Source organism: Streptomyces sp. NBC_00386 (genome assembly GCF_036063235.1).
Taxonomy (GTDB): Bacteria; Actinomycetota; Actinomycetes; order Streptomycetales; family Streptomycetaceae; genus Streptomyces.
Genome location: NZ_CP107950.1, coordinates 1744965 through 1758250, shown reverse-complemented (window position 1 = coordinate 1758250; position 13286 = coordinate 1744965). Strand labels below are relative to the sequence as shown.

The 13286-nt window shown below is 67.2% G+C and carries 12 protein-coding genes and 1 riboswitch; of the genes, 8 read left to right on the top strand and 4 right to left on the bottom strand.

Features of this window, described 5'->3' with window-relative positions; translation table 11 throughout:
* The first annotated feature begins 1 nt into the window (after position 1).
* From dps to OG780_RS07570, 4 genes are all read left to right on the top strand, one after another.
* On the top strand, positions 2–562 hold the full coding sequence (gene dps, locus OG780_RS07580; protein WP_328445958.1) for a DNA starvation/stationary phase protection protein Dps: 561 nt from the start codon (positions 2–4) through the stop codon (positions 560–562).
* Between the two features lie 210 nt (positions 563–772).
* The gene (locus OG780_RS07575) at positions 773–1339 is read left to right on the top strand and encodes a DJ-1/PfpI family protein (protein WP_328445956.1); all 567 of its coding nucleotides are present in this window, start codon (positions 773–775) and stop codon (positions 1337–1339) included.
* A gap of 30 nt (positions 1340–1369) precedes the next feature.
* On the top strand, positions 1370–1657 hold the full coding sequence (locus OG780_RS44595; protein WP_442813969.1) for a DUF6479 family protein: 288 nt from the start codon (positions 1370–1372) through the stop codon (positions 1655–1657).
* 711 nt (positions 1658–2368) lie between these two features.
* Positions 2369–4351 carry an amino acid transporter gene (locus OG780_RS07570; protein ID WP_328445954.1) on the top strand — a complete coding sequence of 661 codons (1983 nt, stop codon included), beginning with the start codon at positions 2369–2371 and terminating at the stop codon, positions 4349–4351.
* A gap of 651 nt (positions 4352–5002) precedes the next feature.
* Here OG780_RS07570 and OG780_RS07565 read toward each other — a convergent pair.
* Positions 5003–6046 (bottom strand): YihY/virulence factor BrkB family protein, encoded by a 1044-nt coding sequence (locus OG780_RS07565; protein WP_328445952.1) that lies wholly within the window; start codon positions 6044–6046, stop codon positions 5003–5005.
* 1283 nt (positions 6047–7329) lie between these two features.
* On the opposite strand from OG780_RS07565, the gene OG780_RS44590 reads away from it, so the two are divergent.
* Entirely contained in the window at positions 7330–7641 is a 312-nt protein-coding gene (locus OG780_RS44590) for a sigma factor-like helix-turn-helix DNA-binding protein (RefSeq protein WP_442813968.1), read from the top strand.
* A complete protein-coding gene (locus tag OG780_RS07555) occupies positions 7581–8066 on the top strand; it encodes an ANTAR domain-containing protein (protein WP_443062119.1) in 486 nt (161 codons plus the stop codon). The genes OG780_RS44590 and OG780_RS07555 overlap by 61 nt, the downstream gene beginning before the upstream one ends.
* Before the next feature lie 112 nt (positions 8067–8178).
* Here the strand turns inward: OG780_RS07555 and OG780_RS07550 are convergent, their stop codons facing one another.
* The 3 genes from OG780_RS07550 to OG780_RS07540 all read right to left on the bottom strand — a co-directional run bounded on the left by OG780_RS07550 (position 8179) and on the right by OG780_RS07540 (position 11318).
* Positions 8179–9051, bottom strand: a complete 873-nt coding sequence (locus OG780_RS07550; RefSeq protein WP_328445950.1) for a ParA family protein — start codon at positions 9049–9051, stop codon at positions 8179–8181.
* A 192-nt stretch (positions 9052–9243) separates the two neighbouring features.
* Complete coding sequence (locus OG780_RS07545; RefSeq protein WP_328445948.1) at positions 9244–9816, bottom strand: helix-turn-helix domain-containing protein; 573 nt, start codon at positions 9814–9816, stop codon at positions 9244–9246.
* On the bottom strand, positions 9813–11318 hold the full coding sequence (locus OG780_RS07540; RefSeq protein WP_328445946.1) for a MarR family winged helix-turn-helix transcriptional regulator: 1506 nt from the start codon (positions 11316–11318) through the stop codon (positions 9813–9815). Before OG780_RS07540 ends, OG780_RS07545 begins: the two co-directional genes overlap by 4 nt.
* Before the next feature lie 697 nt (positions 11319–12015).
* Positions 12016–12127: riboswitch (cobalamin riboswitch) on the top strand.
* 71 nt (positions 12128–12198) lie between these two features.
* Between OG780_RS07540 and OG780_RS07535 the strand changes: the two genes are divergently transcribed.
* Positions 12199–12420, top strand: coding sequence for a CbtB domain-containing protein (locus OG780_RS07535; RefSeq protein WP_326784383.1), 222 nt, complete (start codon positions 12199–12201; stop codon positions 12418–12420).
* A gap of 21 nt (positions 12421–12441) precedes the next feature.
* Positions 12442–13200, top strand: a complete 759-nt coding sequence (locus tag OG780_RS07530; protein WP_328445942.1) for a CbtA family protein — start codon at positions 12442–12444, stop codon at positions 13198–13200.
* The last annotated feature ends 86 nt before the right edge of the window (positions 13201–13286 follow it).

Sequence of the window (13286 nt, the reverse complement as noted above, 5' to 3'; positions counted from 1 at the left end):
CATGCCTTCCGAAGCTACCCCCCGCTACACCGTCCCGGGCCTCACGGTGCAGGACGCCGGCTCGCTCATCGAGGTGCTGCAGCAGCGCCTGCACGCCCTCAATGATCTCCACCTGACGCTCAAGCATGTGCACTGGAATGTGGTGGGCCCGCACTTCATCTCCGTGCACGAAATGCTCGACCCGCAGGTCGACCGTGTCCGCGACATGGCCGATGACGTCGCCGAGCGTCTCGCTGCCCTGGGGGGCGTCGCCCACGGCACTCCGGGCGCGCTGGTCGAAGAGCGCTCCTGGAAGGACTACAGCGTGGGCCGTGCCGACGCCATCGCCCATCTTGGCGCGCTCGACCTCGTGTACACCGGAGTGATCGAGGATCTGCGCGCCGCGATCAAGACAGTGGGGGACATCGACCCGGCCACCGAAGACCTCCTGATCGAGCAACTGCGTGACCTGGAGCAGTTCCAGTGGTTCGTGCGGGCGCACTTGGAGACCGCGGGCGGGGCCCTCGCCACGGCCGGCGCCACCACCGAGAAGCAAGCCGCCAAGCAGGCCATTGACCGGTGACATCGACAGCAGGGGCGGTGTGGATGGGTAGCGACCGGATCAGCTCGTCACGGCCCTCACACGAGCGCCTCCCCACGCGCGATCGCGCTCCGCGGACACCCCTACAGGCGCAGGCCGGGTTCCAGGAGCGTCAGGACGCCATGAGCGATGTGGCGCGCGACAACTGAGCCACGCCACGCGGACTTCGGGACACGGGAAAGGCGCACGATCATGTCCGACAAGCCGCTCAACGGTCACCGGGTGTTGGTACTCGTCACCAACTACGGAGTCGAGCAGGACGAGTTGCTGGTACCGGTCCGCCGACTACGGGAGGACGGCGCGGACGTCACCATCGCAGCCGTGACCCCAGACCCCATCCAGACACTGGTGGGCGACCGGGACCCCGGCGAGACGGTGGAGCCCACCACCACGCTCGAGACACTCGATCCTGGCGCACACCAGCTGCTGCTGGTCCCTGGCGGCACGATCAACGCCGACCAACTCCGCCTGCAGCCCAAGGTCCTCGAGACGATCAGGGCGTTTGCGGCGTCGGGTCGCCCGATCGCTGCGATCTGCCACGGACCCTGGGCACTGGTGGAAGCCGACGTCTTGAACGGCAAGACGCTGACCTCCTATCCCTCAGTGCGTACCGACGCCCGCAACGCAGGTGCCAAGGCCTGGGTCGACGAAGCTGTCGTGAGCGACAGCGCGAACGGCTACACCCTGGTCACGTCGCGGACGCCGAAGGATCTCGACGATTTCCTTGGCGCCGTCAACAAGGCTCTGGTCGGTTCCTGAGGGCAGGGGCATTGAAGTGTCATTGATGGGATGGTTTATGGCGATTCGGGGTACACGGCACTCATGATCGACGAAGCGCAAACCATGTTGGCCGTTTCCTCCGCCGGTGCTCTTTGGCTAACGGCGGCGGGTGTCGCTGTGGTCGCCGTCCTCATCGCGGCGTTTGTCGTCGGAGGTCGGCGTGCTGCCCAGCGCAAGGTATCCACCCCCGGGCCGGGGGCCGAACAGGCCCGCCGAGTCTTGGCTAATCCCGCACAGCGCGGCGAAGGGTGGAGCACTCCCGACGACGACCCCGAGCAGGGTCACCCCCGCCGCTGACCATCTTCTGCCCAGTACCGGCCGTGCCGTGCGCGGCCATGCCTTCCTTCGTCCACCCCATGAGGAGCTGGGGCGCCTTCTCGGAGCTGCTGAGGTCGTGGCTACGTCGGTGGTGAAGAAGCGGACGAGTGCGGCGGCCGCGGGCTTGTCCGCGTCGCAATTCCTGTACAGCTCCGGCAGGATCGGCAGCCCGCCAGTGTCCTTCTCCAGTATTTCGCCGTGGCGAGGAGGCGGTCACCGACGCAGCGTGAGCAGAGTCGCAGCTCCTGGTCGCCCACGAAGAAGCGCGAAGGCTGGCCGGTCCAAGTGGACGGGGTCCTTGTGAGTTCGGCTTGTAGCCTACGTGCTCTGTTTCTGTTGCGTCCGTTTGATCCTTCTTCCCCGTGCCGAAGCCGTGACTGGCCTTGGAGACGGTCTCGGTGCCCTTGACGGACTGCGCCCCCTGGCGGCGATCACCCGCCAACCATCGTTGACGTGTCTCCCTGCGCCCAACCCTTCGGCCATCACGCTGTTTCCGCTGTTGCTGGCACTGCCCGACCGGGCGGGTAGCGAGCTGGCTGCGGGGAACAAGGGCGCCATCACCACGGTCGGCAATGTTGCCCCGGTGGTCGTGACACCTCCGGTGGGGCCGCATACTCGTTGCTCGCCTGTCCGTGCTGTGAACTGGGACGGGTGCGCCGAGGGCACGAACTGGAAGGACTGATGGGGGACATGAAGGTCGCGAACGAACCGGTCATACCGGCAGAGGTGGAAAGTCCCGCTCTACGGGCCCAGCCGACCGGACGCTTTGCGCAATGGCTGCTGCATCACCGGGTGCAACCGATCGGACCAGCGGCAGGCGGGGGACACACCGAGCAGCACGCCTGGTGGAAGGTGATGTGCCTGACCGGGGTCGACTACTTCTCCAGCCTGGCCTACGTCCCGGCGATCGCCGCCCTCGCGGCAGGAGCGGTCTCGCCCTTGGCGACGCTGTTGATCGTGGCGCTGACCCTGGTGGGGATGCTGCCGATGTACCGGCGGGTGACGCGTGAGAGCCCCCACGGAGCAGGGTCGGTGGCGATGCTGGAGGATCTGCTGCCGTTCTGGTGGGGCAAGTTGTTCGTCCTGGTCCTGCTCGGTTTCGTCGCCACTTCGTGGATCATCACGATCACGTTGTCAACGGCGGACGCTTCCGTGCATGTGGTGGAGAACCCCTATTTCCCGCATGCGCTGCACGGCCACGAGGTCGCTCTCACCGTGGCGTTGCTGGTGGTACTCGGCGGGGTGTTCCTGCTCGGGTTCAGCGAAGCGGTCAAGGTGGCCATCCCCCTGGTCGTGGCCTTCCTGGCGCTCAACGCTGCGGTCATCGCCGTTGGCCTGGTGGATGTCTTCACCACGCCGGGCGCGTTCTCGGCGTGGACGGACGCCCTCGGCGACGGCGGAGGCGGTCTCGGAGATCTGGCAGGGCCCGCACTCCTGGCGTTTCCCCTGCTGGTGCTGGGCCTTTCCGGTTTCGAGACGGGCGTGAGCATGATGCCTCTCATATCCGCGGAAGGCCGCGATCCCGAGCAGCAGAAGCAGTCACGGATCCGCAACACCAGGCGGCTGTTGACCACCGCCGCGCTCGTCATGAGCGTCTACCTGCTGGCCGCGAGTTTCGTGACCACTGTCCTCATCCCGCACAAGGAGTTCGAGTCCGGCGGCCAAGCGAACGGCCGGGCGCTGGCCTGGCTGGCGCACGAGAAGGTCGGCGAAGTGTTCGGCACCGCCTACGACATCAGCACCATACTGATCCTGTGGTTCGCCGGCGCGTCCGCGATGGCAGGGCTGATCAACATTGTCCCCAGATATCTGCCCGACTACGGCATGGCCCCGGAATGGGGACGCGCCGTGCGCCCCGTCGTCATCGTCTACACCGCTCTGTGCATCATCATCACCATCGCGTTCGGCGCCGATGTCGACGCGCAGGCCGGCGCCTACGCCACCGGCATCCTGGCCATGATGGTCTCAGGAGCGTTCGCCGTCACGGTTTCGGTCGTCCGCAGTCGCCGGCGCGTGGCCGGTACAGGATTCGCGCTCCTCACCGCCGTCTTGTTCTACGCGCTGATGGCCAACATCGTCGACAAGCCTGACGGCATCACCATCTCGGGCATGTTCATCGCCGGCATCATCGCCGTGTCGCTGATCTCCCGGGTCTCACGCACCACCGAACTGCGCGCCGACCGGCTCGTGTTCGACGACGAAGCCCGCAGGTTCATCACCGACACCCTCGCGCACGACAACGCCATCAACATCATCGCCAACCGACGACAGACCGGCGACAGCGCCGAGTACGCCCATAAAGAGCGGGAGCAGCGCGGCACCAACCCCGTGCCCGGCCTTGCCGACGTGCTGTTCCTGGAGATCGACGTGGTCGATCCGTCCGACTTCAGCGAGACCCTCAGCGTCCGGGGCGTCGAGGTGGACGGTCACCGAATCCTGCGGGCCGAGGCCCCGGCCGCTCCGAACGCCATTGCGGCGATCCTGCTCGCCCTGCGCAACGCCACCGGGGTTCAGCCGCACTGCTACTTCGCCTGGGCCGAAGGAAGTCCCTTGCTGCACATGTTCCGTTACTTCCTCCTGGGCCGCGGCGACACCGCTCCCGTCACCCGCGAAATCATCCGCAGCAACGAACCCGACCCCGACCGCCGCCCAGGCATCCACGTCGGCGGATGAACTCGCGGCCGTACTTCGTGATTCGAGCTGGCCAGACCCGTTCCCGCTCTCGCGCCGGAGAGCGTCAGCCCGCTGTTCATTGTGAGTGGGCCTGCAGATCACGGTGCCAGGAGGGCATGTGCTTGGCTACCAGGGCAGCGTGATCGAAGCCGATACAGGGGATGAGCCCACGGCGTCGCTGTCCTCGGGCGCGTGCGCGACTGGTCGGCAGTTCTTTCGGCCGTAAGGCCAACTCCAAACGGATGGAGGACCAGTTCGCGTCGCCTGCCTACTGCGCCTCCGGCGTGGGCTGCCGCCGCTGACCCACCCGCCGTCCGGCAGAGCCAGCCGACGGCCACCGTCTCGATGCTGTAGAACCGGCGCTGTTCGCCAACGTGCGAGGGGTGGCGAACGCCGCCGGTTCGCTGTGGGCGGGTGTGGTTTGTTGGGGGTGAGCATGCCTTCGCGCAGTTTGGTGACGGTGCGGTTGAGCAGGCGGGAGACGCACAGTCGGGAGGCGCCGAGGTTCGCCGATCTGGGCCTGGGCAAGTTCGTCGATGAACCGCATGGGGATGATGCGCCGCTCGCGTTCGTCGAGTTCGGCGATCATGGAGCGCTCATGAGATGCGGATATCCCAGATGATGCGATACGTATCGCCCAGCATTCAACAGTCATTCTTCTCCTTCGTCGAGGCGGCGTAGGTCGTCCTCGTCCCATTTCCGGGTGTCGCGGGGCTGGGTGTAGGGCTCGGTCCCGGGCGGGAGCCCGCCGGCGATGGCTCGCTGGCGTACCGCCTCGGCATCGAACTCCAGGCCGAGGAGGATGGCCAGGTTGCTGATCCACAGCCACACCAGGAAGACGATGACGCCCGCCATGGTGCCGTAGGTCTTGTTGTACGACGCGAAGTTGGCCACGTAGAACGCGAATCCGGCGGAGGCGATCATCCAGATCACCAGGGCCAGGAAACTGCCCGGAGTGATCCACTTGAAGCCCTTCACCTTCGCGTTCGGGCTCGCCCAGTACAGGATCGCGATCATCACAGTGACCAGCACGACCAGGACCGGCCACTTGGCGATCGACCACACCGTCAGCGCGGTGTCCCCGACCCCCAGCGCCGTGCCCACCTGGCGGGCCACGCCACCGGTGAAGACCACGATCAGCGCACTGACCACGGCCAAAACCATCAGGACAACCGTCACCCCGACACGCACCGGCAGGATCTTCCACACCGGACGTCCCTCCGGCATGTCGTAGATGGCGTTCGCGGCACGGATGAACGCCGCGACATAGCCGGAGGCCGACCACACCGCCACCACCAGAGCGACGATCGCCACGATGCTGCCGGTGCCTGCGTTGCCCTGCAGCTGCTCCACAGCGCGGGTGATGATGTCGCGGGCCGGGCCGGGAGCGAGCTGTCTGAGATTGTTCAGCACCTTGTCCGTGGTCGACCTGCCGGTGATGCCCAGCAGGGAGACCAGGACCAGCAGGGCGGGGAACAAGGCGAGCACGCCGTAGTACGTCAGTGCCGCCGCCCGGTCGGTCAGCTCGTCCTTCTTGAACTCCCGCAGGCTCCCGGTGAACACCTTGCCCCACGCCCGCCGGGGCAGCTCCGTCGGCGTGTCCGGCGCCCGCTCCTCCACCTCGGGTCCGGGTCCGGCCTCCTCAGGTGTCGGCACATCGACATCTTTTTGTTCTTTCCATCCTGATTTCGCCATGTCCCGCCGTGTACCCCAGCTCATGGCGTTGAACGACGATCCGAAGCGCCAAAAGCAGAGGCCACCCCCAGGTCATCACAGTAGACACCGGGCGAAGGTGGCAGCAGGATCGGGCAGGTAGGAGAGAACGCGTGCTGGGACAGAACGCTGCCCCCCGTATCGGATCTGTGGGGAACCTACGGACTGCCGGTCAGCGGTCAGCCCGGCTGCATCGATGCGCTCGCTCCGCCCGAGGATGTCGATGTCCGGCACTGTCCGCCTGATGGATCGATATCAGGGGGCAGTGAGCGCTGCTGTGCTCTGGTTGACCAGCGTCATCCGTTCAGGCGCCGCCTGCAACGCCGCATCCATGCCATCTCACTACCGCACGCAGTCGACAACAATGGCCTTCTACAGACCACCCCACCCGCGCCAGCCCGCACTGCCCACCACGATCACTGCAGACCGTTTCGGTGAGAGTCGAAATGAGACCTTGCTGGTGTAATGAGTGGTCAGGGCCTGCTGCTCGGGGTGGTGAGGTCGTCGGCTCCGGTCGGGGAGGGCGACCAGTCGTCGACGACGGACAGGCGGCGCACCTTTGCGGTGTTTGCAGGTGAGAGCCGGGGTACTCGGGGGTTCGTGCGTCGGATCGGAGACGCAGGCTGTGGAGCGCTTGTTGCGACTTTCCTCGGCGGGCCAGGCGTGACCGCGCGGCGAACCTCCGGCCATCCGTTCGAGCCGGTTCCGAAGTGGTACCGGCACGAACCTGAGCAAACCGTTCAAGGGTGATTTAGCATGGTGTCCGACATGACGGCCCGCCGATATCGCCGACAAAGCCCCACCCCCCGCGTCTGGCGAGGCCCCGATCGCTTCGAGGCGTCATTCCCAAACCAGCCCGGCCGGTGCTGCCGCGCTCTTCGCGCGGCTATGGACCTGGGCGAGGGACTCGAGTGTGAGGCGGTGCGCTCTGAGCTGTTGTGTAGGCGGCTGCCCATGGCGCACCGGATCGCCAGCCGCTTCCGCGACCGCGGCGAAGACGTCGACGAACTTCGGCAGGTAGCTGTGCTCGGCCTGGTCAAGTCCATCGACCCAGCCCCCATCAGGGTGCCTTCGGAAAGTTGTGCGATCCCGACTGTCAGCGGAGGGGTGAAGCGGCACTCCCGGGACCGGACGTGGGCTGTTCGGGTGCCCCGCCGGATAGAAGAGCTGCGCCACCAAGCACGTGTCGCATGCTGCAAGCTCACCGAGCACCCCGACACCGCCCCCGTCGGCATCGCCGCCCGCACCGCCTCACGGAGGAAGAAGTGACGGCGGGCCTGGAAGCGTTGGAGAGCTACGACACTCTCTCGCTGGACGTCGAACCGACCGTAGGCGACGACGGGTACCGCATTGGCGACACCCTGGGCACGCCCGCCTCCTCCTTCGACGTCGACCGCGAGCCGGCCACGAAGCCGCGGCAACTACCCGACCGGGAGCGGGCCACTTTCTACCTGCGCCTCTTCGAGGACATGACGCAGAGCCGCATAACTGACCGATTCGGTATCTCTCATAGCAAGTGTCCCGGCTCATCACGCGCAGTTGCGCTCGTGCACGCAAAAGAGGCGCTGGAACAGTGACCCAGCGACCTAGACCGAAACGGGGGCGACCGTTGGCGAGTGAGCCGCTGGCCCCAAGCCAGGACCGACATCGGTCTCACCCTGGTGATACCGATCGCTCGCTGGCCGCTACCGCGACTTGGGGCGCCGAGGATTCTGCAGCTGCCGATGAGGCGGCGGCGGTACAGAAGCAAGCGGGTCGGCCGCGGCACGCGTGGGCCGTCCACGCGGTCATCGATCAGGCTACGGGTGTCGTCATGGCGCTCGGGCGCCTGCGAGCGGATCAAGCCCGGACCGTCCTGACAGAAGTTTCCCAGCGCACCAACGTCACTCTGTACCGCATCGCCGAACTCCTCACCGCCTGGGCACACACCAGCGAACTCAACCTCGGTATCCGCATTGCCCTGGAGGAAGCCATCCGGCAACAGCACCGCACCCGTCGCTGACTGCTCGTAGCCGTCGTCGGCACGGGTTTGGTCGCGGATGCATCGCTCGGCCTCAAGCAAACTCTGTCGTTTCGTCACTCAGCCTGTAAGAAGAGTTGGTCTAGCCGACTGATCAGGTCGTTTCGGCGTTTGGACTGGTGAGTTCGGGTGGGTAGCCCTTGGCGCGCAGGAAGGCGTCCACGGCGAGAGCGACGATGTCGCCGTGCTGGATACCGGTGTCGGCGTTGTAGCGGCGGATGCGGTGCTGGAGCTGGAGGGCTTCGGGGACGGCGTAGTTCAGCTGGCTCCGGCTGGTGTGGCGGGTGTTGAGGATGATCTGGGTGCTGGGGTGGGGGGCGAACATGTAGTGCACCCACGAGTGGATGACGGTCTCGGCGAGCGGAAACGGCTCGTCCCGGTCCGGGCCGATGTCCTCGCCCTCGCTGGGCTCCAGGAGCTTGTCCTTCGCTCGGCTGGGCAGACTGGTGCGGTCGTCGGCCTTGACCATCACCACGTGGGCGGTGACGTTGCGCTGGTTGCGGGCGGCGGCGCGCTCGGCCTCGTCGAAGGTGGTCACCAGCTTGCGGCGCTCGATCTTGGTGGGGGCGACGGGCACGAGCAGCAGGTTCGCCTCGGTAACAGCCTCGTGGAACAGCTTCGCGCTGCCGCCGCCGGCGTCGACCACGATCGCACCGAACTCGGCGCGCTTCTCACGGATGTACTCGGCGATGTCGTCGAACGGGTACCGCTCGACCACCAGGTTGGCCGGGATCTCGAAGCCTGCGGCCTGGGCGACTTTGAACCAGGCGTAGGCGGACTGGCTGGTGGCGTCCGAGTCCAGCAGCAGGGTGGGCAGTCCGAGGACGACGGCGTAGTAGAGGGCGATGAACCAGGCGGAGGTGGTCTTGCCGGTGCCGCCCTTGAGCATGCCGACGACGATGACGAACGCGTCCCAGACATGCTCTGTGGCCGCGGCCAGGTTCTTGTGACGGGTGTTCTCGTTCACGTGTGCTTGATCTCCTGAAAACTGGAAGGTGCGTTGTCTCTGGGCGGGTTGTCGACGACGTCGACACCTGATGGGGCATGGCTGCATGCGGATGAGGGGGTGCCCTCGGTGCGCAACTGCAGCCCGGATCGTGGAAGGGCGGGGTGACGATCGGACCGGCACCGCCGAAGACGCCATTGCGGGTTGGGGCGCTCATGACCGCTTCCTCGCCTGGCCGGCGGGACCGTGGCGGTGCTGGGCCCGCATGCGGGTGCCCGCCTGGTGCAAGAGCCGGTAGACCGTGCCGGCGGAGTAGTTGCACTCCTGGGCGAGTTTCGGGACCGTGGCCCCGGCCTCGTACTTCGCCCGCAGGGACAGCGCGAGCTTCTGCCGCTCAGCGGCCTGCGCTGCCGAGCGCATCCGCAGTGTCTGCTGCGTGGTGCGCACGGTGCCGCCTGCCTCGATCAGCAGACTTCGGGCACCACGCCTCGTCTCTCCGGCAGTTGCTGCGAGTTCGGCGAGAGTCGCGCCGTGCTCGTCGTACAGCGCACGAAGATGGGTCGCGAGACGTTGGCGCATTTGGGGGTCCTCGCGCATCCGGCGTGTCTGCCAGGAGGTGCGCATCGCGGTTCCGGCGTCGTGCAGCCGGTTGAGGACCGTGCCGTGCGACAGGCCGCTGGCGGTGACGAGTTCGTCGACCGTGGCACCGGACTCGTACTGCTCGCGAAGCGCTTGGGCGGTGACCTCATCGCTGTGACTGGCCGGGGTTGGAGGGGTTGGGTTCATGCTGCGGACTCCCATTCGCTGAGGGCTTCGGCATGGGCAGCGGCCAGCTCGTCGTAACTGCGCTGGTCGGCAGGGGTGATGAGGATCAGCCGTCCATCGGTGGCGATCCGCCAGTCGGGAGCGGCGCGGCCGGTGACCGGATCGAGGACGTGCCCGTAGGAGGTGTGCCACGCGGACGAGACTTCGTCGGGGCGTGGCGTGGGGACCAGGACCTGGCGGCCGTCGCGGACGATCACCACGGCTCTGCTGCGGTGCTCTGCAAGCCGGTTCAACGTCTCCCGGTACGCCGCGCGTTGGGCCGCGTGCAGGGCCTTGCGCTGGGTGGCGAGACCCGTGGTGCCGTATTGCTCTGCCACGGTGTCCCAGCCGTGTGCTGGCTCCAGGGCCGGGCAGGTATCAGCCTCGGGAAGGCTGTTACCGAGGCCCTCCAGAGCCCGGGGCGCGAGAGCCCAGGTCTCCCCGGTGTCGTGCACGAGACCGTGCTCGGCGAGGTGTCGCAGGGTCCGGTAGGTGGTCGCGCGGGAGACCGAGGACGTACCGGCGAGCTCACCAACTGTCTGATCGGGTCGCTGGTGCAGAGCGCTGATGATCATGAGGGCGGCGCTGCCGAGGCCGTGGTGGGCGAAGGCGTCGTGGCCCATCAGACGGGCGAGGACGGTGGAGTCGATGTCGGCCGTCGTGGCCGTCTCAGGGGTGGTCCACTCCTCAAGTGCCGGGTCGGGGGGAACTGAGTGGTCCGGAAACGAGACAGCGAAGTGGGGGCTCCGTGACTGGGGGTGCTGCCGTTGTCGAGATACCAGGTCGAGCCCTCCCGGCCGTGGCCCACCCGCAGCCGGCGCAGCCAGCCCCCCCGGTTTGAGGACCGTCTCGTAGACGACGCGCAGCGTCGTCCGGGAGATCCCGGCTTGCTCCGCGGTCTGCCGCTCACTGGCGTGATGCAGCGGACCGCCCGCGATCTCGGCGAAGTTCAGGTGTGCCCGCAGCACCCGCAGCGCGGTCCGTCCCCGCTCCCCGCGCCAGGGCGTGGTCTCGATGCGGTCGCGTAGCGCGGCGAGAATTTCGTACGCGTCGTGTCGCGACTCCAACGCCCTGGTGGTGCTGACCGCTTCGGAGGCGCTGTCCCAGACCCGGCGGATGTAGTCCAGAGCGCGCGACTGCCCGGAGCGCAAGGCGATGTGCCGGGCGTGCCGTCTGCCCTCGTGCTCAGGGTGCAGCAGCAGTTGGGTCAGCTGGTCGCCGGTGCCGCCGACGCGGGCTACGTGGCAGGCGATGGCCGCGGTGATCCGGTGCCCGTGTTCGGCTGCGCCCTGGCGATCGGCGCGCAGGACAACGGCCCGGCCGCTGGAGTCGAGCCTGGTGTAACTGCCGCTCGCGTAGCGGCCGGTGAGGTCGCCGAGCAGGATCAGATCGGCCGCAGCCGAGGACAGTCGGGAAAGGCCCAGGGGGCCGCGGAGGTGGGTGAGCTGTCGTTGGGGGAGTGGCTGGTGGGTGCTGTCTGACACGGTGGGGTCGTCTCGCAAAGACGTGGACGCCACCCAGGCCCGCTAAAACCACGGGTGGTGTCCGAACCGACCTCCATCGGCGCCGGCGAGGTCTTCAGGACGGCCATCCTGAAGACCCCGCATGCCTGGCCCCGAGCGGGAGGCAGGCGTCCCCATCGCAGCTCGACCGAGGTCGAAACAGAGCACCGCCAGAGCCGTGCACTCGTGATCAACGCCGGTCAACTCGAGTCTCTCAAAGGTCAGTTACAGAGGGCGTTGCCTCTGACTGCCTCCGAGCTACCCGGGTCGAACCGGGGTCGAATCAGAGTGATTTCCTCTGACTGCCTCCGCTCGCCTCTGCAACCCGTCCTAGCAGGTCACAGCCTCATCGGCCCGCATAAGCGCAGGTCAGAAAGGTGCGCTAGCTGTACCACTGGTTCCTGGCGAAGGCTGTCGTGTGAGGCATGGCGTTCGGCTCCCGTGTCTGGGTCGTGGCGTCATCGTCGGGAAGGACTTCACGGGGGCGCAACACCGCTCCCGCCTCACGGAAGGACCGATGTAGAGCGCCTGTTCGGAGGGTTGAGCGAGACGCGTACGCGGAGCGCGACCCTGCTGAGAGGGCAGCCCCCTCCGCCACCGCTGACGCACGGCCCTCAATGGACCGGCCGCCTGGTGTGAGGGGTAGATCACGCCAGGTGGTGCGGTCTTGGCCAGGTACGCGCCACGCGGTACGGTCGGGTCCGATATTGATGACGTCAAGACGGAAGCCGGTGGAAATCCGGCACGGTCGCGCCACTGTGAACGAGACGCTCCAGCCATGCTGGGCGCCCGTGAGTCAGACCCGTAGGCGTCATCCTGTGCACCACCGAGATGGGACGCGAACTCCCGAGGAGGTCCTGCCATGGCGCAGACCGTCGCTCCGCCGACAGCCACCACCCCCGCTCTTCCCGCCAAACTGCCGATCGGTGCGATCGTCCCCTGGGCGGCCTTCTTCGGCATCCTGATGCTGGTCCTGCTGTACTTCGTCGGCGCCGAACAGGGCGCCACCTCCGTCGTCTCCGGCGAGAACGTCCACGAGTGGGTGCACGACGCCCGCCACCTGCTCGGTTTCCCCTGCCACTGACGCGAGAGACGACACACACTCATGAACTCCGCAACGGTAAGAAACCTGCTCGTGCGAGGCATGCTCGCCGGCCTCGCGGCAGGTGTACTCGCCCTGGTCGTCGCCTACTTGCTCGGTGAACCGACCGTCGACAGCGCGATCGGCTTCGAGGAGGCGCACGCCCACGAGCACGGGCACGAGGTCGAACTCGTCTCCCGCAGCCTCCAGTCCACCGCCGGTCTTGCCACCGGCGTCCTGATCTACGGCGTCGCCTTCGGCGGAATCGCCGCGCTCGCCTACTGCTTCGCGCTCGGCCGCGTGGGCCGCTTCAGCGCCCGCGCGACCGCGCTCCTGCTGTCCGGGACCGCGCTGCTCGCCGTGTACGTCGTGCCGTTCCTGAAGTACCCGGCCAACCCGCCGTCGGTCGGCGACCCCGACACCATCGGCAAGCGGACCACCCTGTACTTCCTGATGATGGTTCTCAGCGTGCTCCTGGCGGTCGGCGCCACCATCCTCGGCAAGCGCCTCGCACCCGGCCTGGGCACCTGGTACGCCACCGTGGTCGCGCTGGCCGCCTTCGCTGTGGTGATCGGTCTGGCCTACGAGTTCCTGCCCGTGATCAACGAGGTGCCGGGGGAATTCCCGGCCACCCTGCTGTGGCGCTTCAGGCTCTCCGCGCTGGCCATCCAGACCGTCCTGTGGGGCGGATTCGGCCTCGTCTTCGGAGAGTTGGCCGAGCGTCTGCTGAACCCGAAGCCCGCGGCGGTCGCCTCCGGGCGAGCGGTTCCGGCCGCGAACTGAACCCTTCAGGACACAAGAGGGCCCTTCGGAAGCATCCGGGGGGCCTCTCGCGTTTACGGACACCGACACCACCTGGGCACGGACGT

Excerpts from the sequence above, each read along its gene's own strand:
- dps (WP_328445958.1), top strand. The coding sequence starts at position 2 with ATGCCTTCCGAAGCTACCCCCCGCTACACCGTCCCGGGCCTCACGGTG.
- OG780_RS07535 (WP_326784383.1), top strand. The coding sequence starts at position 12,199 with ATGGCGCAGACCGTCGCTCCGCCGACAGCCACCACCCCCGCTCTTCCC.
- OG780_RS07575 (WP_328445956.1), top strand. The coding sequence starts at position 773 with ATGTCCGACAAGCCGCTCAACGGTCACCGGGTGTTGGTACTCGTCACC.
- OG780_RS07565 (WP_328445952.1), bottom strand. The coding sequence starts at position 6,046 with ATGGCGAAATCAGGATGGAAAGAACAAAAAGATGTCGATGTGCCGACA.
- OG780_RS07545 (WP_328445948.1), bottom strand. The coding sequence starts at position 9,816 with ATGAACCCAACCCCTCCAACCCCGGCCAGTCACAGCGATGAGGTCACC.
- OG780_RS44595 (WP_442813969.1), top strand. The coding sequence starts at position 1,370 with ATGGTTTATGGCGATTCGGGGTACACGGCACTCATGATCGACGAAGCG.
- OG780_RS07570 (WP_328445954.1), top strand. The coding sequence starts at position 2,369 with ATGAAGGTCGCGAACGAACCGGTCATACCGGCAGAGGTGGAAAGTCCC.
- OG780_RS07530 (WP_328445942.1), top strand. The coding sequence starts at position 12,442 with ATGAACTCCGCAACGGTAAGAAACCTGCTCGTGCGAGGCATGCTCGCC.